This window comes from Kitasatospora sp. NPDC058444 (genome assembly GCF_042721415.1).
GTDB lineage: Bacteria > Actinomycetota > Actinomycetes > Streptomycetales > Streptomycetaceae > Kitasatospora.
Map to the genome: position 1 here is coordinate 191,910 of NZ_JBHXLL010000005.1, position 23,931 is coordinate 215,840.

The 23,931-nt window shown below is 73.8% G+C and carries 22 protein-coding genes; 18 read left to right on the plus strand and 4 right to left on the minus strand.

What is annotated here, in order from left to right; all coding sequences use genetic code 11:
- Positions 1–234 precede the first annotated feature (234 nt).
- From ACFWP2_RS08370 to ACFWP2_RS08390, 5 genes are all read left to right on the plus strand, one after another.
- Entirely contained in the window at positions 235–933 is a 699-nt protein-coding gene (locus tag ACFWP2_RS08370; protein WP_380449474.1) for a GNAT family N-acetyltransferase, read from the plus strand.
- Positions 934–1,219: 286 nt separating this feature from the next.
- Positions 1,220–2,482: a MurT ligase domain-containing protein gene (locus ACFWP2_RS08375; RefSeq protein ID WP_359898457.1), complete on the plus strand. Its 1,263-nt coding sequence runs from the start codon at positions 1,220–1,222 to the stop codon at positions 2,480–2,482.
- 46 nt (positions 2,483–2,528) lie between these two features.
- Entirely contained in the window at positions 2,529–3,257 is a 729-nt protein-coding gene (locus ACFWP2_RS08380; protein WP_380449475.1) for a type 1 glutamine amidotransferase, read from the plus strand.
- Between the two features lie 351 nt (positions 3,258–3,608).
- On the plus strand, positions 3,609–4,634 hold the full coding sequence (locus ACFWP2_RS08385; protein WP_380449476.1) for a 6-phosphofructokinase: 1,026 nt from the start codon (positions 3,609–3,611) through the stop codon (positions 4,632–4,634).
- 173 nt (positions 4,635–4,807) lie between these two features.
- Positions 4,808–5,812, plus strand: a complete 1,005-nt coding sequence (locus tag ACFWP2_RS08390) for a 2-hydroxyacid dehydrogenase (protein ID WP_380449477.1) — start codon at positions 4,808–4,810, stop codon at positions 5,810–5,812.
- Here ACFWP2_RS08390 and ACFWP2_RS08395 read toward each other — a convergent pair.
- A complete protein-coding gene (locus ACFWP2_RS08395) occupies positions 5,803–6,762 on the minus strand; it encodes an NAD-dependent epimerase/dehydratase family protein (protein ID WP_380449478.1) in 960 nt (319 codons plus the stop codon). The two genes, ACFWP2_RS08390 and ACFWP2_RS08395, sit on opposite strands and share 10 nt — an antisense overlap.
- 202 nt (positions 6,763–6,964) lie before the next feature.
- Between ACFWP2_RS08395 and ACFWP2_RS08400 the strand changes: the two genes are divergently transcribed.
- Together ACFWP2_RS08400 and ACFWP2_RS08405 are read left to right on the plus strand one after the other, a co-directional pair.
- Positions 6,965–7,981 carry a cytochrome c oxidase assembly protein gene (locus tag ACFWP2_RS08400; protein ID WP_380449604.1) on the plus strand — a complete coding sequence of 339 codons (1,017 nt, stop codon included), beginning with the start codon at positions 6,965–6,967 and terminating at the stop codon, positions 7,979–7,981.
- Positions 7,982–8,110: 129 nt separating this feature from the next.
- Entirely contained in the window at positions 8,111–8,698 is a 588-nt protein-coding gene (locus ACFWP2_RS08405) for a YdcF family protein (RefSeq protein ID WP_380449479.1), read from the plus strand.
- A 121-nt stretch (positions 8,699–8,819) separates the two neighbouring features.
- Here ACFWP2_RS08405 and ACFWP2_RS08410 read toward each other — a convergent pair whose 3' ends face one another.
- Entirely contained in the window at positions 8,820–11,042 is a 2,223-nt protein-coding gene (locus ACFWP2_RS08410; protein WP_380449480.1) for an NADP-dependent isocitrate dehydrogenase, read from the minus strand.
- Positions 11,043–11,443: 401 nt separating this feature from the next.
- On the opposite strand from ACFWP2_RS08410, the gene ACFWP2_RS08415 reads away from it, so the two are divergent.
- Positions 11,444–11,779, plus strand: a complete 336-nt coding sequence (locus ACFWP2_RS08415) for an SAV_915 family protein (RefSeq protein WP_380449481.1) — start codon at positions 11,444–11,446, stop codon at positions 11,777–11,779.
- Positions 11,776–12,102 (plus strand): hypothetical protein, encoded by a 327-nt coding sequence (locus tag ACFWP2_RS08420; protein WP_380449482.1) that lies wholly within the window; start codon positions 11,776–11,778, stop codon positions 12,100–12,102. Before ACFWP2_RS08415 ends, ACFWP2_RS08420 begins: the two co-directional genes overlap by 4 nt.
- 466 nt (positions 12,103–12,568) lie before the next feature.
- On the opposite strand, the gene ACFWP2_RS08425 is transcribed toward ACFWP2_RS08420, so the two are convergent.
- Positions 12,569–13,450, minus strand: a complete 882-nt coding sequence (locus tag ACFWP2_RS08425) for a DMT family transporter (RefSeq protein WP_380449483.1) — start codon at positions 13,448–13,450, stop codon at positions 12,569–12,571.
- Between the two features lie 330 nt (positions 13,451–13,780).
- On the opposite strand from ACFWP2_RS08425, the gene ACFWP2_RS08430 reads away from it, so the two are divergent.
- Both ACFWP2_RS08430 and ACFWP2_RS08435 read left to right on the plus strand, forming a co-directional pair.
- Positions 13,781–14,701, plus strand: coding sequence for a serine/threonine dehydratase (locus ACFWP2_RS08430; protein WP_380449484.1), 921 nt, complete (start codon positions 13,781–13,783; stop codon positions 14,699–14,701).
- A 321-nt stretch (positions 14,702–15,022) separates the two neighbouring features.
- Complete coding sequence (locus ACFWP2_RS08435) at positions 15,023–16,684, plus strand: APC family permease (RefSeq protein ID WP_380449485.1); 1,662 nt, start codon at positions 15,023–15,025, stop codon at positions 16,682–16,684.
- A gap of 77 nt (positions 16,685–16,761) precedes the next feature.
- Here the strand turns inward: ACFWP2_RS08435 and ACFWP2_RS08440 are convergent, their stop codons facing one another.
- Complete coding sequence (locus tag ACFWP2_RS08440) at positions 16,762–18,387, minus strand: FAD-dependent oxidoreductase (RefSeq protein WP_380449486.1); 1,626 nt, start codon at positions 18,385–18,387, stop codon at positions 16,762–16,764.
- A gap of 303 nt (positions 18,388–18,690) precedes the next feature.
- Here ACFWP2_RS08440 and ACFWP2_RS08445 point away from each other — a divergent pair, with 303 nt between their 5' ends.
- Genes ACFWP2_RS08445 through ACFWP2_RS08475 form a run of 7 tightly spaced genes read left to right on the plus strand, consistent with a single transcriptional unit; the run spans position 18,691 to position 23,889 of the window.
- Entirely contained in the window at positions 18,691–19,866 is a 1,176-nt protein-coding gene (locus tag ACFWP2_RS08445) for a SchA/CurD-like domain-containing protein (RefSeq protein WP_380449487.1), read from the plus strand.
- A gap of 27 nt (positions 19,867–19,893) precedes the next feature.
- Complete coding sequence (locus ACFWP2_RS08450; RefSeq protein WP_380449488.1) at positions 19,894–20,319, plus strand: cupin domain-containing protein; 426 nt, start codon at positions 19,894–19,896, stop codon at positions 20,317–20,319.
- On the plus strand, positions 20,316–21,572 hold the full coding sequence (locus ACFWP2_RS08455; RefSeq protein WP_380449489.1) for a beta-ketoacyl-[acyl-carrier-protein] synthase family protein: 1,257 nt from the start codon (positions 20,316–20,318) through the stop codon (positions 21,570–21,572). Before ACFWP2_RS08450 ends, ACFWP2_RS08455 begins: the two co-directional genes overlap by 4 nt.
- Positions 21,573–21,577: 5 nt before the next feature.
- Positions 21,578–22,816: a ketosynthase chain-length factor gene (locus tag ACFWP2_RS08460; RefSeq protein WP_380449490.1), complete on the plus strand. Its 1,239-nt coding sequence runs from the start codon at positions 21,578–21,580 to the stop codon at positions 22,814–22,816.
- 29 nt (positions 22,817–22,845) lie between these two features.
- Positions 22,846–23,106 carry a phosphopantetheine-binding protein gene (locus ACFWP2_RS08465; RefSeq protein WP_380449491.1) on the plus strand — a complete coding sequence of 87 codons (261 nt, stop codon included), beginning with the start codon at positions 22,846–22,848 and terminating at the stop codon, positions 23,104–23,106.
- A 1-nt stretch (position 23,107) separates the two neighbouring features.
- A complete protein-coding gene (locus ACFWP2_RS08470) occupies positions 23,108–23,563 on the plus strand; it encodes an SRPBCC family protein (protein WP_380449492.1) in 456 nt (151 codons plus the stop codon).
- Positions 23,560–23,889 (plus strand): TcmI family type II polyketide cyclase, encoded by a 330-nt coding sequence (locus ACFWP2_RS08475; protein WP_224282871.1) that lies wholly within the window; start codon positions 23,560–23,562, stop codon positions 23,887–23,889. The genes ACFWP2_RS08470 and ACFWP2_RS08475 overlap by 4 nt, the downstream gene beginning before the upstream one ends.
- Positions 23,890–23,931: the final 42 nt, after the last annotated feature.

Below are 23,931 nucleotides of genomic sequence, written 5' to 3' on the forward strand. Positions count from 1 at the left end.
CGCATGAGGCACCGGTCGGGACCTGCGCCGACGCCGTCCCGGCCGGCCGGCCCGCGCGTCCCGGGCCCGGGGACCGCCCTGTCCCACCCCGTCGACCGCGCCGTCCCACCCCGCCGACCACGAGGTCCCACCCCACCGACCGCCCTGTCCCACCCCGCCGACCACGCCCCGGGGCATTCACGCGTTCACGATCACGTAACCGAACGGAAGCGCACCGTCGGTAGCGTCGGCGCCATGAAGGCATCACGCACGCGCCCCGAACGGCTCTGGCACCGGCCCTTCCGCAGGTCGGACCGCAGGTGCGCGGCGCCCGAGGGCCAGGCCACCCGGCTGCCCGCGCTCACCGGCGGCCCGTACCGGACCGTCCGGCCGCACCCGCCCGCGACCCGCACCGCCGGCCGGACGCCGGAGGCCCCGTCCCGGCTGTCCCTGCCGGACGGGACCGGGCTGCTGCTGCGCCCGGCCGGGCCCGCCGACCGGGCGGCGGCGCTGGCGATGCACGGCCGCTGCTCCCCCGCCGCGCTGCGGCAGCGCTACCACGGCCCGGTCCGCGACGCCGGCCGCTACCTGGACCACCTGCTGGACCCCCGGCACGGCCGCAGCTACGCGGTGACCGCCCCGGACGGGCGGATCGTCGCGCTCGGGCACCTGATGTGGGACGACGGGGAGGCCGAGCTGGCCGTCCTGGTCGAGGACGCCTGGCAGCGGCACGGGCTGGGCCTGGCGCTGCTGCGGCGGCTGTCGGCGGAGGCCCGGGCGGCCGACATCCGGACGGTGTACGCGGTGACCCACGGCACCAACGCCGGTCTGATCGCCGCGATGCGCCGGCTGGACGCGCCGCTGGACTTCCGGGCCGAGGACGGCGCCCTGGTGATCACCGCCACGCTGGCCGCCGGTGATCCGGCCGACCACGCCCACCATCCGGGCCGCTGATCGTTTCTTCACCAGATCCTTACCCCGGCGGCTCGGGAACCCGGCGATGCCCGTCGAGCGTCGTCAAGCAGTGAGGGCTCGCCTGGGGCCGAACCCTTGGCATCGCTCCGTACACCGCCCTCCTCGACGGGCCCTCAGCCGCACCCGTGAACGCGTCGCAGCAGGCGGCGCGGGGTCCGGATCGTCCGGCCGGGCGACGGAGTCGGTAGGCTGGCCCCCGTCCCCGCCGCCCGACGGCCCGTTATCCGGCCGCGTGCGGTGCCGCAGCAAGGAGGAACCACTGAGCATGGCAGGCACCGAATCGGAGCCCACAGGCGCACGCGACGCCTCGCTGCCGGCCCGCGCCAAGATCGCGGTCACCGCCGGCCGGGTCGCCGCCGCCGTGTCGCGCAAGGCCGGACGCGGGAGCGGCTCGGTGATCGGCGGTAAGGTCGCCCTCAGGCTCGACCCCGACCTGCTCGCCACCCTCGCCGACCACCTCGACGTGGTCCTGGTCAGCGCGACCAACGGCAAGACCACCACCACCCGCCTGATCGCCGAGGCGCTGCGCGCCGCCGGCCCGGTGGTCTCCAACGCCCTGGGCGCCAACATGCCCGCCGGCATCACCTCCGCCCTGGCCGGCGGAACGGACGCCCGCTTCGGCGTGATCGAGGTCGACGAGAAGTACCTGGCGATGGTCGCCCGCGACACCCGCCCCAAGGCGATCGCCCTGCTCAACCTCTCCCGCGACCAGCTCGACCGCGCGGCCGAGACCCGGATGATGGCCGAGAAGTGGCGCGAGGGCCTCCAGAACACCGAGGCCGTGGTCATCGCCAACGCCGACGACCCGCTGGTGACCTGGGCCGCCTCCTCCTGCAAGAAGGTGGTCTGGGTGGCCGCCGGACAGGCCTGGAAGGAGGACGCCTGGTCCTGCCCCGCCTGCGGTGGCGTGATGCAGCGCCCCGGCGACGACTGGTTCTGCCAGGACTGCGGCTTCCGCCGGCCCAACCCGCACTGGGCGCTCCAGGGCACCCACGTGATCGACCCGCAGCGCGGCGCCTGGCCGATCCAGCTCCAGCTGCCCGGCCGGGCCAACCTGGCCAACGCCACCAGCTCGGCCGCCGTCGCCGCCGTCTTCGGCGTCGCCCCGCAGGTCGCCCTGGAGCGGATGCGCTCGGTGGCCGCCGTCGCCGGCCGCTACGACGTGGTCCAGTACCAGGGCCGGGACATCCGCCTGCTGCTGGCCAAGAACCCGGCCGGCTGGCTGGAGACCTTCTCGCTGATCGACGGCCCGCCCGCCCCGGTGATCCTCTCCGTCAACGCCCTCGACGCCGACGGCACCGACACCTCCTGGCTGTGGGACGTCGACTACGAGCGCCTCGCCGGGCACCCGGTCTTCGTGATGGGCCAGCGCAAGCTGGACCTGGCCGTCCGCCTGGAGGTCGCCGGGCTCCAGTTCCACGTGGTCGACACCCTGGAGCAGGCCGTCCGGATGGCCCCGCCCGGCCGGATCGAGGCCATCGCCAACTACACCGCCTTCCAGCAGCTGCGGAAGGTCGTGGCCGGCTGATGCCGCGCCCGCACACCAGTCGTTACGTGACGGAAGGCCTTCGAGGATGAGTGAGAGCAGCCTGCGCGTGGTCTGGGTCTACCCGGACCTGCTCAGCACCTACGGCGACCGGGGCAACGCCCTGGTCGTGGAGCGCCGGGCCCGCCAGCGCCACCTCAACGTGACCCGGATCGACGTCCGCTCCGACCAGGCGATCCCCACCAGCGGTGACATCTACCTGATCGGCGGCGGCGAGGACCGCCCGCAGCGCCTGGCCGCCGAGCGGCTGCGCGCCGACACCGGCCTGGTGCGGGCCGCCGAGAACGGCGCGATCATCTTCGGCGTCTGCGCCGGCTTCCAGATCATGGGCCACGAGTTCATCAACGACCTGGGCGAGCGCGAGCCGGGCCTGGGCCTGCTCGACGTCTGGACCACCCGCGGCGAGGGCGCCCGCTGCGTCGGCGACGTGCTCGCCGACGTCGACCCCCGGCTCGGCCTGCCGCAGCTGACCGGCTTCGAGAACCACCAGGGCGTCACCCACCTCGGCCAGGGCGTGCAGCCCTTCGCCACCGTCTCCGTCGGCCGGGGCAACGGCACCGGTGACGGCACCGAGGGCGCCTGGCGGGACACCGTGTTCGGCACCTACCTGCACGGCCCGGTGCTGGCCCGCAACCCCGCGGTGGCCGACATGCTGCTCAAGCTGGCGCTGGACGTCAGCGCCCTGCCGCCGGCCGACACCACCTGGTACGACGCGCTGCGCGCCGAGCGCATCGAGGCCGCGACGCGCCCCCAGTAGTACATCCGTACGCCCCGGCCGGGTGCCCGCCATGCGGTCACCCGGTCCGCGGGTGGCCCCGGACGTACCACAATGGGGCTGCCTACTGCACACCCTCCTCGGCAGCAGGCTGCAATTCCGCGCGGGGGCGCCGACGGCGCCGCTCCCGCGTCGGCTCCTGCCCGGCCGGACCAGGGGCCGTATGCTCGACTTCGCGGCCGTTTTCGGGCGTTCTGTCCGGATCGGCCGGTCCTTCACCCCACGGCCATCTCCCCGCCACCGCGGCGTGGGAGCGGCCCGTTACGGTGACGGCTCGTCGTCCCAGCCTGTAGTCCGGCCGTTCCTCGGTTCTGCTCGGGAGTTGCAAAGTTCATGCGTATTGGAGTGCTGACCAGCGGCGGTGACTGCCCCGGCCTGAACGCGGTGATCCGCTCCGTGGTCCACCGGGGGGTGGTCGACCACGGCGACGAGATCATCGGGTTCGAGGACGGGTGGCGCGGATTCCTGGAGGGCCACCACCGCCCCCTGACCCTGGACTCGGTGAGCGGCATCCTGGCCCAGGGCGGCACCATCCTCGGTTCCTCTCGGGTCCAGCCGAGCCACCTGCGGGACGGCGTCGAGCGGGCCAAGCGGTACTGCTCCGACCTCGGCCTCGACGCGGTCATCCCGATCGGCGGCGAGGGCACCCTGAAGGCCGCCAAGCTGATGAGCGACGCGGGCCTGCCGATCGTCGGCGTGCCGAAGACCATCGACAACGACATCGCCGCCACCGACGTCACCTTCGGCTTCGACACCGCCGTCTCGGTGGCCACCGAGGCGCTGGACCGGCTGAAGACCACGGCCGAGTCCCACCAGCGGGTCATGGTCGTCGAGGTCATGGGCCGGCACACCGGCTGGATCGCGCTGAACGCGGGCATGGCGGCCGGCGCGCACGCCATCGTCGTCCCGGAGCGCCCGTTCCACATCGACAAGCTCACCGAGGTCGTCCGGGAGCGCTTCGACCGGCAGAAGAAGTTCGCCATCGTGGTCTGCGCCGAGGGCGCCAAGCCCGAGGCCGGCACCATGCACTGGGAGGAGGGCACCAAGGACATCTACGGCCACGAGCGGTTCACCGGCATCGCCACCCAGCTCTCCCGCGAGCTGGAGCACCGCCTCGGCAAGGAGGCCCGCCCGGTGATCCTCGGCCACACCCAGCGCGGCGGCACCCCGACCGCCTACGACCGGGTGCTCGCCACCCGCTTCGGCTGGCACGCCGTCGAGGCCGTCCACAAGGGCGCCTTCGGGCACATCACCGCGCTGCAGGGCACCAACATCAACCTGGTGCCGCTGGCCGAGGCGGTCGCCGAGCTGAAGACCGTGCCGCAGGACCGCTACCTGGAGGCCGAGACGGTCATCTGACCGCCCGCCGCCCTGCCGGAGGCCCCCGGACCGCGCCGCGCGGATCCGGGGGCCTCCGCGCGTTCCGTCGCGCGGCCACCCGATCCGGTCTCGCATCCGGGTCCGCAGCAGTCTGCGCGCCCGGTTCCGCATCCGGCGGGCGTCCGGAGGCACCGGCCGTTAGCGTGTCCGGCATGGAGATCCTCGCGTACGGAGTGCAGGCCGACGAGCGTCCGCTGCTGGAGCAGGCCTTCGCCGGCCGGCACGGGCTGCGCTGCCTGGACGTGTTCCTCAACCGCGACACCGCCCCGCTGGCCGCCGGCTACCCGGCCGTCAGCAGCAGCGTCAACGCCGAACTCGACGCCGAGACCCTCGCCGTCCTCGCCGCCGGCGGCACCAAGCTGATCGCCCAGCGCTCCACCGGCTTCAACAACATCGACCTCGACGCCGCCGCCGACCTCGGCCTCACCGTCGCCCGGGTCTCCCACTACAGCCCGTACTCCGTCGCCGAACACGCCTGGGCCCTCGCGCTGGCCGTGAACCGCCGCCTCACCCGCGCCGCCAACCGCTCCCGCGAGTTCGACTTCCGCCTCGACGGCCTGCTCGGCCGCGACATCCACGGCATGACCGTGGGCGTCATCGGCACCGGCAAGATCGGCGAGTGCTTCGCCCGGATCGCGGCCGGCTTCGGCACCGAACTCCTCGGCTGGGACATCGCGCAGAACCCCGCCTGCCTCGACCTCGGCATGACGTACACCGAACTGCCCGAACTCCTCACCCGCGCCGACCTGGTGAGCCTGCACGTGCCCCTGCTGCCCGCCACCCACCACCTCATCGACGGTGCCGCGCTCGCCCGGATGAAGGACGACGCGATCCTCGTCAACTCCAGCCGAGGCGGTCTCGTCGACAGCGCCGCCCTGGTCGAGACGCTGCGCGCCGGACGCCTCTCCGGCGTCGGCCTCGACGTCTACGAGGAGGAGACCGGCGTCTTCTTCACCGACCGATCCATCCAGGGCATCACCGACGACACCCTCGCCCGGCTGATCACCTTCCCCCAGGTCCTGGTCACCAGCCACCAGGCCTACTTCACCCGCACCGCCGTCGGCCAGATCATCGACGCCACCGCCCGCAACATCGACGACTTCGCCGCCGGCCGCCGTAGCGAGAACACCCTCGTCCCCGCGGCTCCTCAGGCCTGACCCAGGACCCGGCGGTACCAGGCGGCGGCCTCCGGCAGGCCGGCCAGCGGGCCGGGGCCGGGCGGGCAGGCGGCGAGGCGCCAGATCTCCTCGCTGCGGTACCAGTGGTCGCGGGCGACCAGGGCGAACTGCCGCTCGGAGACCCGGCCCGGCGCGGCGGCGAGCAGCCGTCGGCACTCCTCCCACGGCACGGCCGGGCCGTCCAGGGCGGGCAGCAGGCCGAGGGCGGCCAGGGCGGCGAGCAGGTCGCCGGCGCGGACCGGGTCGGGGTGGGAGGCGTGGTGGACGCCGGGCCGGGCGGCGTGGTCGTCCAGGGCGAGCGCGGTGATCAGCCGGGCCAGGTCGGTGCGCTCCACGACCGAGAGCCGGGCCTCGCCGCCGTCCCAGCGGACCGGCACCCGGCGGACCAGCTCGGCCAGCGCGGGCACCACCCAGCGGTCGCCGGTGCCGGTCACCAGCCCGGGGCGCAGCACGTACCCGCCGGCCGCCAGGGTGTGGCGCTCGCCGAGCAGCCGGGTGCGGCTGGCCTCGGACAGCGGGGCGGGCGTCACCTCGTCCACCCCGATGCCCGCGTGCGGTCCCTCGCCGTAGACCGCCGCCGTGGAGAGGTGGACGATCCGCCGAACGCCGGCGCGGCCGGCGGCCGCCATCAGGGCGGCGGTGCCCCGGTCGTTCACCGCCTCGCACTCCTCGGCGCCGCCGGCGACCCGGGAGGCGAGGTGCACCAGCGCCCCGGCGCCCGTGCAGAGCGCCTCCAGCGCGGCCGGGTCGGCGAGGTCGCCCGGCACCCAGGCGGTGCCGGGAACGGCGTCCTGCGGCGGTTTGCGGGCCAGCGCCCGCACCCGGACGCCGCGCGCCGCGAGGGCCGCCAGCACTCCGGAGCCGATGAAGCCGGTCGCCCCGGTCAGCGCGACCGTGGGGCGCGCCGCGGTTCCGTGTTCCGTCGCCATCTCCGAGCCTCTCTGCCTACCGGCCGGCCAGTCTAGCCAGGGGGCGCCCCGGTGGGGAGACACCCGTACGGAGGGGGTGGGGGACGGCCCGAGGTAAGGCCCGCCTAGGCTGTATGCCAAGCAAAAAGGGGCGAACCGGACGCGCACCGGGGACCACGAGGACGGAAAGCAGGACCCGCCGATGGGCGACGGAATGTCAGGAATGCACCACCACGGCGGGATGACCCAACTAGGCCCGTTCACCTTGTCCAACCTCTGGACCTGGTCCCCGGACTGGGTGTTCCTGCTCGGCGGCCTGGTCGTCCTGGGGCTGTACGCGGCGGGCGTGGTGCGGCTTTACCGGCGCGGCGACCGCTGGCCGATCGGCCGGATGGTGGGCTGGACGCTGGGTGTCGCCAGCATGCTGCTGGTCACCTGCACCGGGCTGAACGACTACGGCATGGTGCTGTTCAGCGCGCACATGATCCAGCACATGGTGCTCTCCATGCTGACGCCGATCCTGCTGCTGCTCGGCGCCCCGATCACCCTGGCGCTGCGCGCTCTGCGCCCGGCGGGCAAGGGCCGTCCGCGCGGTCCGCGCGAGCTGCTGGTGGCCCTGCTGCACAGCCGGTACATCCGGGTCGTCTCGCACGCGGCGTTCACCATCCCGATGTTCATCGCGAGCCTGTACGGGGTCTACTTCACCCCGTTGTTCGACTTCCTGATGCAGTACCGCCTCGGGCACATCTTCATGATGGTGCACTTCCTGCTCACCGGTCTGGCCTTCTTCTGGCCGATCATGGGCGTCGACCCGGGCCCGCACCGCCCCGGCCACGTGATGCGGATCATCGAGCTGTTCATGGGGATGCCGTTCCACGCCTTCTTCGGCGTGGCGGTGATGATGGCCGCCCACCCGCTGGTCACCACCTTCACCGTGGAGGGCGCGCCACCGGGGACGAACCTGCTGGAGGACCAGAAGCTGGCCGGTGGCATCACCTGGGCGTTCGGCGAGATCCCGACCGCGATCGTGCTGATCGCGCTGGTCTACCAGTGGATGGGCTCCGAGCAGCGGCAGGCCCGCCGCCGGGACCGCTCCGAGGACCGCACCGGTGACGCCGAGCTGGAGGCGTACAACGCCTACCTGGCCTCGTTGCACAAGCGCGACCGGCGCCCTGGCGCGGCCCCGGCCGCACCGGCGGCCCCGGCGGCTCCGGCGGCTCCGGCGGCCGACGTCGGCTGAGGCCGCCGCGCACCGCGGAACCCCCGTTCCCGGGAACCCCCGTTCCACCTCCGGAACGGGGGTTCCGCCGTTTCCGGCCCGGGCCCGCTCCGGCGGAACGGTCGTTCCACCGCAAGCGTTCGAACGGACATGCACGTCCTGCTCATCGTCGCCGTCCTGCTCTGCGGGCCCGTCCTGCTCTGGCTGCTCGGCTTCCTCGGTCTGGCGCTGTACCAGCGCGGGCGGCCCGCGCCGGCCGGCTCGGACTACCTGGTGGTCCTGGGCGCCGCGCTGGACGGCTGTGAGCCCGCTCGCCCGCTGGCGGCCCGGCTGGACGCCGTACTGAAACGTTTCGCCGCCGAGGAGGCCGCCGGGTACGCCCCACTGGTCCTGGTGACCGGCGGGAAGGGCCCGCACGAGGAGTGCACCGAGGCCGCCGCGATGGCCCGCTACCTGACCGCCCGGGGTGTCCCGGCCGAGCGGATCCGGCGCGAGGAGCGGGCCGTGAACACCGCCGAGAACCTGCGCTTCAGCGCCGCCCTGATGGCCGCCGAGCGCCCCGGCTACCGCTGCACGGTGGTCACCAACGGCTTCCACACCGTCCGCTCCGCCCTGGCCGCCCGCCGGGCCGGCGCCCCCGCCGCCGTGCTCGGCGCGGACGGCCCGCTGGCGCACGGCCCGTACCTGCTGCTGCGCGAGGCCGTCGGCACCGCCCTCGCCCTGCTCGGCCGGGCCTGAAGCCGGCGCCCCGGGCCCGCACCGGCGGTCCGGTCCTGCCTCGGGAACCCGGGCGCGCACAGCCGAAAGGCCCCGGGTCCGGATCGGACCCAGGGCCTTCGTCAGCTCAACTCGGCCTGGTTCAGCCGAGGTTGGCGAGCGCCTCGTTGAAGGTCTTGGACGGGCGCATCACGGCCGCGGCCTTGGCCGGGTCCGGCTGGTAGTAGCCACCGAGGTCGACCGGCGAGCCCTGGACGGCGATCAGCTCGTCCACGATGGCCGACTCGTGCTCGGTCAGCGCCGCGGCCAGGCCGGCGAAGGCCTGGGCCAGCTCGGCGTCGGCGGTCTGCCCGGCCAGCTCCTGGGCCCAGTACATGGCCAGGTAGAAGTGGCTGCCGCGGTTGTCGATGCCACCGAGGCGGCGGCTCGGCGACTTGTCCTCGTTGAGGAAGGTGCCGGTGGCGCGGTCCAGGGTGTCGGCCAGCACCTGGGCGCGGGCGTTGTCGGTGGTGCTGGCCAGGTGCTCGAAGCTGGCGGCCAGCGCGAAGAACTCGCCCAGGCTGTCCCAGCGCAGGTAGTTCTCCTTGACCAGCTGCTGGACGTGCTTCGGGGCGGAGCCGCCGGCGCCGGTCTCGAACAGGCCGCCGCCCGCCATCAGCGGGACGACCGACAGCATCTTGGCGCTGGTGCCCAGCTCCAGGATCGGGAAGAGGTCGGTCAGGTAGTCGCGCAGCACGTTGCCGGTCACCGAGATGGTGTCCTCGCCGCGGCGGATGCGCTCCAGCGAGAACGTGGTGGCCTCGACCGGGGACTTGATCTCGATCTGCAGGCCGGTGGTGTCGTGCTCCGGCAGGTACTGCTTGACCTTCTCGATCAGCACCGCGTCGTGGGCGCGGTTCTCGTCCAGCCAGAACACCGCCGGGACGCCGGTGGCGCGGGCACGGGTGACGGCCAGCTTGACCCAGTCCTGGATCGGCAGGTCCTTGGTCTGGCAGGCGCGGAAGATGTCGCCCGGCTGGACGGCCTGCTCCAGCACCACGTTGCCCTCGGCGTCGACCAGGCGGACGGTGCCCGCCGCGGCGATCTCGAAGGTCTTGTCGTGCGAGCCGTACTCCTCGGCCTTCTGGGCCATCAGACCGACGTTCGGCACCGAGCCGATGGTCGCCGGGTCCAGGGCGCCGTTGGCGCGGCAGTCGTCGATGACGGCCTGGTACACGCCGGCGTAGCTGTGGTCCGGCAGCACGGCGAGGGTGTCGGCCTCCTTGCCGTCCGGGCCCCACATGTGGCCGGAGGTGCGGATCATGGCCGGCATCGAGGCGTCGACGATGACGTCGCTCGGCACGTGCAGGTTGGTGATGCCCTTGTCGGAGTCGACCATGGCCAGGGCCGGGCCCTCGGCCAGCTCGGCCTCGAAGGAGGCCTTGATCTCGGCGCCCAGGTGCGGCACGTTGTCGAGGCCGGCCAGGATGCCGCCGAGGCCGTTGTTCGGGTTCAGGCCGGCGGCGACCAGCGCCTCGCCGTACTTGGCGAAGGTCTTCGGGAAGAAGACGCGGACCACGTGGCCGAAGATGATCGGGTCGGAGACCTTCATCATGGTGGCCTTGAGGTGCACCGAGAACAGCACGCCCTCGGCCTTGGCACGGGCGACCTGGGCGGCCAGGAACTCGTTCAGGGCGGCGACGCGCATCACCGAGGCGTCGACGACCTCGCCGGCCAGCACCGGCACCTTCTCGCGCAGCACGGTGGTGGTGCCGTCCTCGCCGACCAGCTCGATGCGCAGCGCACCGTCCGCGGCGATCACGGTGGACTTCTCGGTGCTCGCGAAGTCGTTCTCGCCCATGGTGGCGACGTTGGTCTTGGACTCGGGGGTCCAGGCGCCCATCCGGTGCGGGTGGGTCTTGGCGTAGTTCTTGACCGACAGCGGGGCGCGGCGGTCCGAGTTGCCCTCGCGCAGGACCGGGTTGACGGCGCTGCCCTTGACCTTGTCGTAGCGGGCGCGAACGTCCTTGTCCTCGTCGGTCTGCGGGTCGTCCGGGTAGTCCGGCAGGGCGTAGCCCTGGGCCTGCAGCTCGGCGATGGCGGCCTTCAGCTGCGGGACGGAGGCCGAGATGTTCGGCAGCTTGATGATGTTGGCGGCCGGGGTCTTGGCCAGCTCGCCCAGCTCGGCGAGGGCGTCCCCGATCCGCTGGCCCTCGGCCAGACGCTCCGGGAAGCTCGCGATGATCCGCCCGGCCAGGGAGATGTCGCGGGTCTCCACGCGCACGCCCGCGGTCGAGGCGTAGGCCTGGACCACCGGCAGGAACGAGTAGGTCGCCAGGGCCGGAGCCTCGTCGGTGTGCGTATAGATGATGGTCGAGTCAGTCATCGGTACTCCGCTTCACGTCTCCAACGTCTTGACGTCAAGATATCTCGTCACGGGCCTCGGACTCCACCTCCCCCCGCCTCCGGACGCGCACGGGTCCGGACGGCGGGTGCCGCGGCCCTCGCGGCGGGGTGCTCCGGCGGTCGTGACCGGACCCGGCGGAGGGCGCGGCGGAGGGAGGTAAGGGGGGCCGAACTCCACGGTGGTCCGGGTCGGCCCGCGCGGCAAGCGGAGCGCTCGACCGGTGGTTTAGTCCACTCGGGTGAGCGGGACGTCAGGAGTGCGTCAACGCACGACCCCATTCGGTCAACGGCGCGTCAGGACCGGCGATCCCCGGGCCGGTCCGACCTAGCGTCGAGGCAGTAGTTCCGGCAGGCACCACCACCCCACTCGGGAGCATCCGCATGGCCCGCGTCGTCTGGCACGTTCCGGTCACCACCTCCGGCACCGGAAGCACCACCGCACTCCGCCTGTTCCGCCTGCGCGACGGCCGCCGCTGCGCGGTCGGATTCTCCAGCCCCGAGGCCCTCGTCGCCCTCCTCGGGCCCAACCAGGCCCACACCGAACTCGGCGAGCCCGCCCTCCGCGACCTCACCGCCCCGCTCGGGATCGACACCCTGGTGGTGAACCCCCGGATGGTCGCCCCCTCCGTCACCATCCCCGCCGGAGCCGGACCGTCCGCCCCGTCCGCCCCGGCCCCGACCTGCCCGGCCCCGGCGGCCCGGCTCCAGCGCCGGTGACCGCCCCGCTCCGGCTCGTCCCGGACGGTCCGGCCCCGGCGGGACGGGCCGAGCCGGCCCGCTCCCTGCAGGCGATCGTCCGGATCAGCCACGGCCCCGTCCCGCTCGACTTCGACCGCCTCGCGGCGGAGTTCCCGGCCGTCCAGAGCGGCCTGGCCCTGGTCGGCGAGGCCGACCTCGAACTGCGCCTCGCCTGCACCGGCCCCGAGGAGTTACGGACGATCGCCGCCGCCCTGCACCGCGCGGGCGCCGCCAAGGTGCACGTCGACCTCGTCCTGCGCGCCCTCACCCCGGCCCCGGTCACCCTGCGCCCGGTGCCGTGAGCGGCATCGCCACGGGCCGCTGACTCCGGTGCCCCGCTCCCCTGCCCGGGAGCGGGGCGCCGGACGCCCGGGGACAGGAGCCGACCGCCCCGCGACCGGCCGCCCCGCGACCGAGCGCGCCGGTCCCGGCGGTCGCCGGGACCGGGCCGCGCTCACTCCTCCCCGGGCCGCGGGTCCGGGTTGATCGCCTGGCCGTCGATGGGCTGGCCCCAGGCGTCGTCACCGGCCGCGTCGACGCAGTAGCCGCTGCCCTCGACGTGCCCGCCCGCGCCCCGGCACTGGCCCGCGGTGACGTCCCGGCGACCACGGCCGCGGCGGTGGTGGTGAGCAGGAGGACGGAGGCGGTCGCGGCGGCCACCCGGGCCGGGAGTGTGCTGTTCATGCGGACCACGACAGCACGCCGTCGGGCCCCCGGCGACCACTGGTCGCCCGCCCGGGTGGCAACCCGGGCAGCCACCCGCGCCCGCTACTCCCGCGCCAGCACGGCGATGGCCGCGAGCAGCAGCGCGGAGCCCGCCAGCAGGCCCGCCGTCAGCGGCTCGCCGAGGAACAGCACGCCGATCACCGCCGCGGTCGCGGGCTCCAGCAGGACCAGTACCGCGGCCGTCGTGCCGGGCACGGCGGTCAGGCCGGTGAAGTACCAGCGGTAGGCGAACAGGGTGGGCACCGTGCCGAGGAAGAGCAGGGCCGGCGCGGTGACCATCGGGTCCCCTCCCGTCGGCAGGACGCCGTGAACACCCTGGACGGCAGCGAGCGGCAGCAGGCAGAGCAGACCGGTGGTGAAGGCGCCGGTGCCGGCCCGGGCCGAGCCGCCGCCCCGGGCCCAGAGGGTGAGGCCGCTCTGGCCGGCGCCCGCGAGGACGGCCAGCGCGACGCCGAGGGCCGGGCGCGGGCCCGCCGCCGGGGCGGCCACCAGCAGGCCGAGGCCGGCCAGGGCCGGCGCCACCGCGGCCACCGCGCGACGGGTCAGCCGCTCGCCGAGCAGCAGGTGGGCGCCGAGGCTGGTGAACACCGGGCCCGCGCCGATGGTGATCAGGGTGCCGAGGCCGAGGCCCGCGTACCGCACCGAGCCGAAGTAGGCGCACTGGCTGACCGCGAGGCCGAGCCCGGTCAGCGCTGCGGAACGCCACCGGGCGGTGCCCCGCGCGGCCCGCGGCGCCCGGCTCGGCAGCAGGGCCAGGCAGAGCGCGGCGACGCCGAAGCGCCAGCAGGAGACGCCCGCCGGGCCGAGCCCGGTGGTGCGCATCAGCAGCGCGGACACGGCGCCGCCCACGCCCCAGGCGACGGCGGCGGCGGAAATGGACAGGAGGCCGTGCCGGAAGGGCACGGCGGCGTACGAGGAGGTCATGCGTCGGTACTCCACGATGAGGTGCCGGTTCGGGTCCGCTGGGGGCGTGTCCGACAATTCGCGGCGTACCGGCGGGAACTGTCGGAGACACCCGTGACGCGGGCGGCGGTCATCGCCCCGGCCGCGGGCAGGTCCCGTCGGGCCGGAGTGGGTGGAGTGGGCCGCCCGCTAGCGGGCCGGCGGGGGGAGGATCACAGGACGCACCCGGTCAGCCTACGCCTCCGCCCGGTCCCGGCGCCCGCGATCTTCCCCCGTCCACGAACGGGACGTACGGTCGCCCTGGCCGGAACTCCCGGTGGAACGCACCCCTCGACGAAGGAGCGGATCACGATGGACCAGCTGACGTACGACGAGGTCGAGGCCGCCGGGAAGCGGATCGCCGGGCGGGTGCGCCCGGTGGCGGTGGCGCCGGGGGACGACGGCGGGCGGACCTGGCTGGCCCTGGAGTTCCTCCAGCACACCGGCAGCTTCAAGGCGCGCGGCGCGCAGAACTTCCTGCTCGCGCACGCCGAGGCGGGCACCCTCCCGGACACCGGGGTGACCATCGCCTCGGGCGGCAACGCCGGACTGGCCTGCGCCTGGGCGGCGCGTGAACTCGGCGTCCGGGCAACGGTGTTCCTGCCCGAGACGGCCTCCCCGGTGAAGCTGGCGCGGCTGCGCTCGTACGGCGCCGAGGTGCGGCTGGCGGGCCGGGAGTACGCGGAGGCGCTGACCGCCTGCGAGGAGTTCGCGGCCGGCAGCGGGGCGCTGTCCTCGCACGCGTACGACCACCCCCTGATCGCGGCCGGCGCCGGGACGGTGCTGGCGGAGCTGCGCGCCGCGGTGCCGGGGCTGGACACGGTGGTGGTGTCGGTCGGCGGCGGCGGACTGTTCGCCGGGGTGGCGGTGGCGGCCCGTGAGCACGGCGTCCGGGTGCTCGCCGTGGAGCCGTCGGGCAGCCGCGCGCTGAACGCCGCGCTGGAGGCGGGCCGCCCGGTGGACGTCCCGGTCGACTCCGTCGCCCAGGACTCGCTCGGGGCCCGCCGCGCCACCGCCCTCGCCGTGGACGCGGCCGGGCACGAGGGCGTCCGCTCGGTGCTGGTCGACGACGAGGCCATCGTGCGGGCCCGCCGGGAGCTCTGGGAGGAGCGCCGGATCGCCGTCGAGTACGCGGCCGCCACCGCGCTCGCCGCCGCCGACCGGGCCGAGGGCGATCGGGTCGCCGTGCTGCTCTGCGGCGCGAACACCGACCCGTCGGACCTGGTGAACTGACGGAGCGTCCGCGTCCGACCCGGCCGGCCCTCCCCGGGCCGGCCGGCATGACCATGCAGCTGTCGCCATTTCTATGAATGCTCGGGCCGACCATGGTGCCCGGCGCGAATAGCGAAGCTCAACGCATGCTCAAATACTGGACTTACCGCTCGGTAACGTAACAGACAACTGAACAGAGTGCCTCCTACCTGCAGGGATATCCGGCAAAGAAGGTAAACATTCAGTAATGAAATCTGTGCAGAGCTCTATGAATAGACCTACTGTGTGGCAACTCTCCGCGCTCCGCCCACCTCGGAGCCCCCACCCACAGAGAGATCGTTCATGGCTTCCCTCAACCAGATCTCGCCGCCCGGGCAGAGCACCACCGCAGAATCCGGGACGACCCAGCGGTCGCTCAAGCGCCACGTCGGCCTCATCGGCCTCATGTGGGCCTCGGTCGGCTCGATCATCGGCTCCGGCTGGCTGTTCGGCGCGAAGAACGCCGTCGTCGCCGCCGGACCGGCAGCCCTCGTCTCCTGGGGCATCGGCGCCGTCGCGATCGTCCTGCTCGCGCTCGTGCACGCCGAACTCGGCGGAATGTTCCCGGTCTCCGGTGGCACCGCGCGCTACCCGCACTACGCCTTCGGCGGCCTGGCCGGCATGTCGTTCGGCTGGTTCTCCTGGCTCCAGGCCGCCACCGTCGCCCCGATCGAGGTCGAGGCGATGATCGGCTACGCGGGCCACTGGGAGTTCGCCAAGAGCTTCCTCAACGACAACGGCACCCTCACCACCAGCGGCTTCGCCGTCGCGGTGGTCCTGATGGGCGTGTTCGTCGCGGTCAACTTCCTCGGTGTGCGGGTCCTGGCCGCCACCAACTCGGTCGCGACCTGGCTCAAGATCGGCGTCCCGCTGCTCACGATCCTGGCGCTGTCGATCAACGGCTTCCACGGCTCGAACTTCACCTCGCACGGCTTCGCACCGTTCGGCGCCCACGGCGTGCTCGCCGCGATCAGCTCCAGCGGCATCATCTTCGCGCTGCTCGGCTTCGAGCAGGCCATCCAGATCTCCGGTGAGAGCCGCAACCCCAAGCGCGACATCCCCCGCGCCGTGCTCGGCTCGGTCGCGATCGGCACCCTGATCTACGTCCTGCTGCAGGTCGCCTTCATCGGCGCGCTGCCGGTCAGCTCCTTCGTCAACGGCTGGGACAAGCTCGACTTCCCCGGCATCGAGGGCCCCTTCGCCGGCCTCGCCACCCTGGTCGGCCTGGGCTGGCTCTCCTGGGTGCTGTACTTCGACGCCATCGTCTCCCCCGGCGGCACCGGCCTGATCTACACCACCTCCACCTCGCGCATCTCCTACGGCCTCAGCAAGAACGGCTACGCGCCGCAGCGCTTCGAGCAGCTGGACAAGAACGGCGTGCCGTGGTTCGGCCTGGCCATGTCGTTCGTCACCGGCGTGGTCTGCTTCCTGCCCTTCCCGAGCTGGCAGGAGCTGGTCGGCTTCATCACCTCCGCCAGCGTGCTGATGTACGCCGGCGCACCGCTGGCCTTCGGCGCACTGCGCCGCCGGCTGCCCGACCGGGAGCGCTCCTACCGCCTGCCCGCGGGCCAGCTGATCTCCCCGGCCGCGTTCGTGGTCTCCAGCCTGATCATCTACTGGGCCGGCTGGCACACCCTGTCCCGCCTGGGCATCGCCATCGTGCTCGGCTACGTCCTGCTCGGCAGCTACGCCGCGTACGCGATCAAGAAGGGCCTGCCGAACGCGCCGCGGCTGAGCTGGAAGTCCGCCCAGTGGCTGCCGGTCTACCTGGTCGGCCTCGGCCTGATCTCCTGGCAGGGCGGCTTCGGTGAGGGCACCGGCCGGATCCCGATGTGGTGGGACATGGCCCTGGTGGCGGCGTTCTCGCTGGCCATCTACTTCTGGGCGATCCGGGTCGCGCTGCCGGCCGAGGCGATCGAGCACGAGGTCTCGGACGTCGAGGTGGTCGACGCGGGCGGCCACTGACCGCCGACGACACACGCGGAAGGGCCCGCCGGCCGTGCGACCGGCGGGCCCTTCCGCGTCCTTCCGAAGGCCGGCCGTCAGAGGCCCAGCACCGTCCGCAGCGCCGTGGCGACCTCGGCCTCCGCGTCCTGCGCCGGGCCGGGCGAGCGCCAGGCGACGAAGCCGTCCGGGCGGACCAGCACGGCGCCCTGCGGGCCGATGCCGTGCAGCGCGGCGAAGTCCGCGCCCGGCTCCGGCGCCAGGTCGTCCTCGGCGCCGTCGCCGATCCGGTAGCCGTCCAGCGGGACGGCCAGCCGGTCGGCCGCGCGCCGGGCGCCCGCCTGCCAGGCCCCGCCCTCGGGGCCGGTGAGCAGCACCATCGCCTGCTCGTACAGGTCCAGCGTGGAGAGCTTGACGCCCGCGCGCCGCAGCCACTGGTGCGGCGCCCGGCTGCCCGGCTCACCCGCCGACTCGAACTGCTCGGGGACCACCGGCCCGTTCCGGTCCGCGCCGACCACCGCGCCCACCGGGTAGCGGTAGCCGAGCGCCACCGCCAGCACCCCGGCCTGCCGCCCGGCGCCCGGCACCACCGCGTAGCCCGGGTGGCTGTGCTCGGCGGACCGGGCCGAGGCCCGCTCGCCGGTCACCCGGGCGACCGGGCGGCGCTCCTGCCCGTACGTCTCCAGCAGCCGCGGCCCGGCCCAGCCGCACAGCACCGCGGCGACCTTCCAGGCCAGGTTGTGGGCGTCCTGGATGCCGGTGTTGGAACCGAACGCCCCGGTCGGGGACATCTCGTGGGCGGAGTCCCCGGCGAGGAAGACCCGCCCGGCGCCGTACCGGTCGGCCACCCGCTCCGCGGCGTGCCAGGGGGCCCGGCCGGTGACCTCGACGTCCAGCTCCGGCAGGCCGACGGCGGTGCGGATGTGCCGCTCGCAGCGCTCGTCGGTGAAGGCCTCCAGCGGCTCGCCGTGCTCGGGGTGCCAGGGCGCGTGGAAGACCCACTCCTCCTGGTTGTCCACCGGCAGCAGGGCGCCGTCCGCCTCCGGGTTGGTCAGGTAGCAGGCGATGAAGTGCCGGTCGCCGACCACGTCGGCCAGCCGCTTGGCCCGGAAGGTGATGCTGACGTTGTGGAACAGCTCGCCCTGGCCGGACCGGCCGATGCCCAGGCTCTCCCGGACCGGGCTGCGCGGGCCGTCCGCGGCGATCAGGAACTCCGAGCGCACCACCCGCTCCTCGCCGCTCTCCCGGCTGCGCAGCACCGAGGTGACGCCGTCCGCGTCCTGCTCGACGGAGATCAGCTCGGTGCTGAACCGCAGGTCGCCGCCGAGTTCGCGGGCCGCCCGCCGCAGCACCGGTTCCAGGTCGTTCTGGCTGCACAGGCACCAGGAGCTGGGGCTGAACCGGGCCAGCCGGCCGCCCGGGTCGATCTCCCGGAACAGCCACTCCTGCTCGGCGCCGGTCAGCGAGGGCGCCTGGAGGATGCCGTGGTTGGGGGCCAGGATCGAGGCCGCCTCGCGGATCGCCGGCTCGATCCCGGCGACCCGGTACAGCTCCATCGTGCGGACGTTGTTGCCGCGCCCCCGCGGGTGGTGCGAGGTGTCGGCGTGCTTCTCGACCAGCAGGTGCCGGACCCCGAGCCGACCGAGGAAGAGTGAGGCCGACAGCCCCACCAGCGAGCCGCCCACGATCAGGACCGGCACCCGGTCGTCAACCTTCGGATTCATCGATTGCTCCGCCCTGTCAGGGGATTCCGCGGCCCGGCGACCGGTCTCGGCGCCGCCCTCGACGGGCCCTCTCAGCCGGGGCCCCGCTCTTCCATCCCCCGCCGGAGGGCGCTCGTGCCGCCCCTTCGCCCGGATGGCCCGCAAATCTCGCGCCGCGCCCGGTGAGCCGCCCACGATCGACCTCAGGCCTGGCGCCGACTCGCCCGGCCGAACCGCCGTCGCACCGCCTTCCCAGGCCGGGGAGCACCCGCCGGGCACGGCCGACACGGCCCGCAGCGGGCGGCCCAGAGCAGAAAGTGGATCATGACAACTCTGTCCGAACCCCAGCCGAAGCAGCACGACGAGGCCGACACCCGGCTGCGGGTGGTGCTGATGCTGGAGATCCAGGACGGCGCCCAGCAGCGCTTCCTCGACGTGTACGAGCAGCTGCGCCACCAGGTGGCCTCTGTTCCCGGCCACGTCAGCGACCAGCTGTGCCAGTCGATCAACGACCCGCGCCAGTGGCTGATCACCAGCGAGTGGAAGGACCAGGAGACCTTCCTGGAGTGGGTGGACAGCCCGGCCCACCGGGAGATGGTCAAGCCGATGCACGGCTGCGTCAGCGACAACTTCCGCTCGCTGCGCTACGCCGTGCTGCGCGAGACCTCGGCGGCCGGCTCCACCGGCACCCGGGCCCCGATGGAGGTGCCGCCCGGGCTGCCGCGCACCACCCCGGCCGGGCACGTCGGCCCGCCCAAGGCCGATCCGGGCCCGGACGGCGTGGTCCGCCACGCGCTGACCTTCACCGTCAAGCCCGGCAGCGAGCCCGAGGTGGCCCGCATCCTCTCCGGCTACGCCTCCCCCCGGGCCGAGGTGGACCAGCACACCCGGCTGCGCCGCACCTCGCTGTTCATGCTCGGCAACCGGGTGGTCCGCGCCGTCGAGGTGGTCGGCAACCTCGGCGACGCGCTGCGCCACGTGGCGATGCAGCCCGAGGTGCGGGCCGTCGAGGAGGCGCTCAACCCGCACCTGGAGGAGGCCCGGCAGCTGGGCGACCCGCAGGCCGCCCGGGCGTTCTTCGCCAAGGCCGCGCTGCCCGCCCGGCACCAGGCGATCGCCAGCTCCCCCGTCTCCGCCCGACTGCACCGGCACGCCGTGCTCTACCCGGTCCGTCCCGGCCGCGGGCAGGACGTGGCCGAACTGCTGGCCGAGCACGACAACCTGGCCACCGCCGACCCGACCGGGCCGGTCGCGGCCGCCACCGTCTTCCACCGCGAGGACGTGGTGGTCCGCCTGGTCGACCTGCGGGTACCGGCCGAGGCCGATCCGGCGGCCGCCCTCGGCGTGGCCGACGACCGGCAGGCCGCCGTGCTCGCCGGGCTGCTCGACCTCGGCCCGCAGGCCGACCTGCGCACCGCCACCGGGCTCGGCGCCTTCCTCGCCGCCCGGGCCATGAACCCGGTCACCGACCGCAGTTCCGCCGACCCGATCAACAACTGACGTTCCGTCACTTCACGGGAGATCTCCATGACCACGCAGTCCCCACGGATCGTCAGCGTCCACGAGGCACCGGAGAACCGCCGCCACGGCGCCGAGCTGCGCACCATGCTCACCCCGACCAGCTGCGGTGCGACCACCGGCTTCATGGGCCTGGCCATCGTCAAGCCCGGCGAGCGGATCGGCGAGCACTACCACCCGTACTCCGAGGAGTTCGTGTTCGTCGTCTGCGGCGAGCTCGAGGTGGACCTGGACGGGAAGCCCCACCCGCTCAAGCCGGACCAGGGCCTGATGATCCCGATCAACATGCGCCACCGCTTCCGCAACGTCGGCTCCACCGAGGCCCGGATGGTCTTCCACCTCGGCCCGCTCGCCCCGCGCCCCGACCTCGGCCACGTCAGCACCGAGGGGACCGCGGCCTCCGGGCCGCCGGAACACGCCAAGGTGGGCTCGTGACCCGGCGCGTCGCCGTCACCGGGATCGGTGTGGTCGCGCCCGGCGGGGTCGGCGTCCCGGCGTTCTGGGACCTGCTGACGACCGGCCGCACCGCGACCCGGGGCATCACGCTCTTCGACCCCACCGGGTTCCGCTCCCGGATCGCGGCCGAGGTCGACTTCGACCCGGCGGCCCACGGGCTGAGCCCGCAGGACGTCCGACGGGCCGACCGCTACGTGCAGTTCGCGATGGTCGCGGCCGACGAGGCGATCGCCGACGCCGGCCTGGACCTGGCCGCCGAGAACCCGTGGCGGATCGCCGTCTCGCTCGGCACCGCCGTCGGCGGCACCACCCGGCTGGAGCACGACTACGCCCTGGTCAGCGCGGCCGGAGCCCGCTGGGACGTGGACCACCGGCAGGCCGAGCCACAGCTGCACCGGGCCTTCGCGCCCAGCACGCTGGCCTCCACGGTGGCCGAGCGGACCGGCGCGCACGGCCCGGTGCAGACCGTCTCCACCGGCTGCACCTCCGGCCTGGACGCGATCGGCTACGGCTTCCAGGCGGTCGAGGAGGGACGCGCCGACATCTGCGTCGCCGGCGCCTCCGACTCCCCGATCTCGCCGATCACCGTCGCCTGCTTCGACGCCATCAAGGCCACCAGCGAGCGCAACGACGACCCGCAGCACGCCTCCCGCCCCTTCGACGCCGACCGGGACGGCTTCGTGCTCGGCGAGGGCGGCGCCGTCCTGGTGCTGGAGGAGATGGAGCACGCCCGCCGCCGCGGCGCCCGGATCTACGGCGAGATCGGCGGCTTCGCCACCTTCGGCAACGCCTACCACATGACCGGCCTCACCAAGGAGGGGCTGGAGATGTCCCGGGCGATCGACCACGCGCTCGTCCACGCCCGGGTGGACCGCACCGACGTGGACTACGTCAACGCGCACGGCTCGGGCACCAAGCAGAACGACCGGCACGAGACCGCCGCGGTCAAGCGCTCACTGGGCGCGCACGCCTTCCGGACGCCGATGAGCTCGATCAAGTCGATGGTCGGGCACTCGCTCGGCGCCATCGGCGCCATCGAGGTCGTCGCCTGCACCCTGGCGCTCGCCCACGGCGTCGTTCCACCGACCGCCAACTACGAGACTCCGGACCCGGAGTGCGACCTCGACTACGTGCCGCGCACCGCGCGCGAGCTGCCGCTGAGCCACATCCTCTCGGTCGGCAGCGGATTCGGCGGATTCCAGTCCGCCGTCGTGCTCAACAGAACGGGGTGAGTTCCATGACGTCACGTCAGCAGGGCCGCCGGGCGGTGGTCACCGGCCTCGGCGTGGTGGCGCCGAACGGGGTCGGGGCCGACGCCTTCTGGAAGGCCACCCGGCAGGGCGTGAGCGTCCTGGACCGGATATCCCGGGAGGGCTGCACCGGGCTGCCGCTGCGGATCGCGGGCCAGGTGAACGGATTCGATCCGCAGTCGGCGATCGACAACCGCTTCCTGGTGCAGACCGACCGTTTCACGCACTACGCGATGGCCGCCGCCGACCTCGCCGTGACGGACGCCGGCTTCCGGCCCGACCCGGAACAGCCCTACGCGGTCGGCGTGGTGACCGCGGCCGGCTCCGGCGGCGGCGAGTTCGGCCAGCGCGAACTCCAGCAACTCTGGGGCCAGGGGCCCAAGTTCGTCGGCCCGTACCAGTCCATCGCCTGGTTCTACGCGGCCAGCACCGGCCAGATCTCGATCCGCGGCGGCTACAAGGGCCCGTGCGGGGTGGTCGCCAGCGACGAGGCCGGCGGGCTGGACGCCCTCGCGCACGCCGCCCGCGCGATCGAGCGCGGCACCGACGCGGTGGTGGTCGGCGCCGCCGAGGCCCCGCTGGCGCCGTACTCGATGGTCTGCCAGCTCGGCTACCCCGAGCTCAGCCTGGCCGAGGAGGCCGACCGGGCCTACCTGCCGTTCACCGCGCAGGCCCGCGGCTTCGCCCCGGCCGAAGGCGGCGCGATGCTGCTGCTGGAGGACGAGCAGGCGGCCCGGCTGCGCGGCGCCCGCGTCCGGGCGCTGCTGGCCGGACACGGCGCCACCTTCACCGGGGCCTCCCGCTGGGCGGAGTCCCGGGAGGGGCTGGCGGCCGCGATCCGGATCGCGCTGGACGAGGCCCGCATCGCGGCCGAGGAGATCGACGTCGTCTTCGCGGACGCCCTCGGAGTGCCGGAGGCCGACCGGGCGGAGGCCCTGGCGCTGGCCGACGCGCTCGGCCCGGCCGCCGAACGGGTCCCGGTCACCGCGCCCAAGGCCGGTACGGGGCGGGCCTATTGCGGCGCCCCGATGCTCGACGTGACCGCCGCCGTGCTGGCCATGGAGGACGGCGTGCTGCCGCCCACCCCCAACGTCACCGAGGTCTGCCACGACCTCGCCCTGGTGACCGGCCGGGCCCGCCCGGCCGAGCTGAACACCGCCCTGGTCCTCAGCCGCGGCCTGATGGGCTCCAACTCCGCGCTGGTGGTCCGGCGCGCGCGGCCCTGAACCACCCACACCTCCGAAGGGACACCCCCGTGAGCAACACCCTCAGCTATCCGGAACTCGCCGAACTGCTCCAGGCCCGGGCCGGCGTCGCCGTGGACCCGGGCGACCTGGCGCGGCCGGGCGCGGAGTTCGACACGTTCGGCATCGACTCCCTCGGCCTGCTCGGCGTGGTCGGCGAGCTGGAGAACCGGCACGGACTCAAGGTCACCTCGGGCGCCGAGTCCGCCAAGACCCCGGCCGAGTTCCTGGAGCTGGTCAACTCCTCCCTCGCCACGAAGGCCGGTGCCTGAGATGCCCGGACACACCGACAACGAGATCGTCATCGCCGCTCCGCTCGACCTGGTCTGGGAGATGACCAACGACCTGGAGAACTGGCCGCAGCTGTTCAGCGAGTACGCCTCGGTGGAGGTGCTGGACCGGCAGGACAGCCTCGTCCGGTTCCGGCTCACCATGCACCCGGACGAGAACGGCCAGGTGTGGAGCTGGGTCTCCGAGCGGGAGACCGACCGGGACGCGCTCTCGGTGCGCGCCCGCCGGGTCGAGCCCGGCCCGTTCGAGTTCATGGAGATCCGCTGGGAGTACGCCGAGGTGCCGGCCGGCACCAGGATGCGCTGGATCCAGGACTTCGCGATGAAGCCGACCGCCCCGGCCGACGACGAGGGCATGACCGGCCACATCAACCGGAACTCGAAGATCCAGATGCAGCTGATCCGGGAGAAGGTCGAGAAGCGGGCGGCGGAGCTGTGACCGGCGTCCACCGGGCACTGATCGTCGCCCGGATGAAGCCCGAGGCCGCACCGGACATCGCCGAGGTGTTCGCCGAGTCCGACCAGGGCGAGCTGCCGCACCTGATCGGCGTCACCGGCCGCAGCCTCTTCCAGTTCGGCGACGTCTACCTGCACCTGATCGAGGCCGACCGCCCGCCGGGCCCGGCCGTCGCCAAGGTCGTCGGGCACCCGGAGTTCCGGACCGTCAGCGACCGCCTGACCGCCTACGTGCAGGCGTACGACCCGGCCACCTGGCGCGAGCCGAAGGACGCGATGGCGCGGGAGTTCTACCGCTGGGACCGCTGACCCCTGCGGCTGTCCGACGAGCCCGCCCCCGGCCGTGCGCCG

Coding starts and splice junctions, on each gene's coding strand:
- ACFWP2_RS08370 (WP_380449474.1), top strand. CDS start 235: ATGAAGGCATCACGCACGCGCCCCGAACGGCTCTGGCACCGGCCCTTC.
- ACFWP2_RS08375 (WP_359898457.1), top strand. CDS start 1,220: ATGGCAGGCACCGAATCGGAGCCCACAGGCGCACGCGACGCCTCGCTG.
- ACFWP2_RS08380 (WP_380449475.1), top strand. CDS start 2,529: ATGAGTGAGAGCAGCCTGCGCGTGGTCTGGGTCTACCCGGACCTGCTC.
- ACFWP2_RS08385 (WP_380449476.1), top strand. CDS start 3,609: ATGCGTATTGGAGTGCTGACCAGCGGCGGTGACTGCCCCGGCCTGAAC.
- ACFWP2_RS08390 (WP_380449477.1), top strand. CDS start 4,808: ATGGAGATCCTCGCGTACGGAGTGCAGGCCGACGAGCGTCCGCTGCTG.
- ACFWP2_RS08395 (WP_380449478.1), bottom strand. CDS start 6,762: ATGGCGACGGAACACGGAACCGCGGCGCGCCCCACGGTCGCGCTGACC.
- ACFWP2_RS08400 (WP_380449604.1), top strand. CDS start 6,965: ATGCACCACCACGGCGGGATGACCCAACTAGGCCCGTTCACCTTGTCC.
- ACFWP2_RS08405 (WP_380449479.1), top strand. CDS start 8,111: ATGCACGTCCTGCTCATCGTCGCCGTCCTGCTCTGCGGGCCCGTCCTG.
- ACFWP2_RS08410 (WP_380449480.1), bottom strand. CDS start 11,042: ATGACTGACTCGACCATCATCTATACGCACACCGACGAGGCTCCGGCC.
- ACFWP2_RS08415 (WP_380449481.1), top strand. CDS start 11,444: ATGGCCCGCGTCGTCTGGCACGTTCCGGTCACCACCTCCGGCACCGGA.
- ACFWP2_RS08425 (WP_380449483.1), bottom strand. CDS start 13,450: ATGACCTCCTCGTACGCCGCCGTGCCCTTCCGGCACGGCCTCCTGTCC.
- ACFWP2_RS08430 (WP_380449484.1), top strand. CDS start 13,781: ATGGACCAGCTGACGTACGACGAGGTCGAGGCCGCCGGGAAGCGGATC.
- ACFWP2_RS08435 (WP_380449485.1), top strand. CDS start 15,023: ATGGCTTCCCTCAACCAGATCTCGCCGCCCGGGCAGAGCACCACCGCA.
- ACFWP2_RS08440 (WP_380449486.1), bottom strand. CDS start 18,387: ATGAATCCGAAGGTTGACGACCGGGTGCCGGTCCTGATCGTGGGCGGC.
- ACFWP2_RS08445 (WP_380449487.1), top strand. CDS start 18,691: ATGACAACTCTGTCCGAACCCCAGCCGAAGCAGCACGACGAGGCCGAC.
- ACFWP2_RS08450 (WP_380449488.1), top strand. CDS start 19,894: ATGACCACGCAGTCCCCACGGATCGTCAGCGTCCACGAGGCACCGGAG.
- ACFWP2_RS08460 (WP_380449490.1), top strand. CDS start 21,578: ATGACGTCACGTCAGCAGGGCCGCCGGGCGGTGGTCACCGGCCTCGGC.
- ACFWP2_RS08470 (WP_380449492.1), top strand. CDS start 23,108: ATGCCCGGACACACCGACAACGAGATCGTCATCGCCGCTCCGCTCGAC.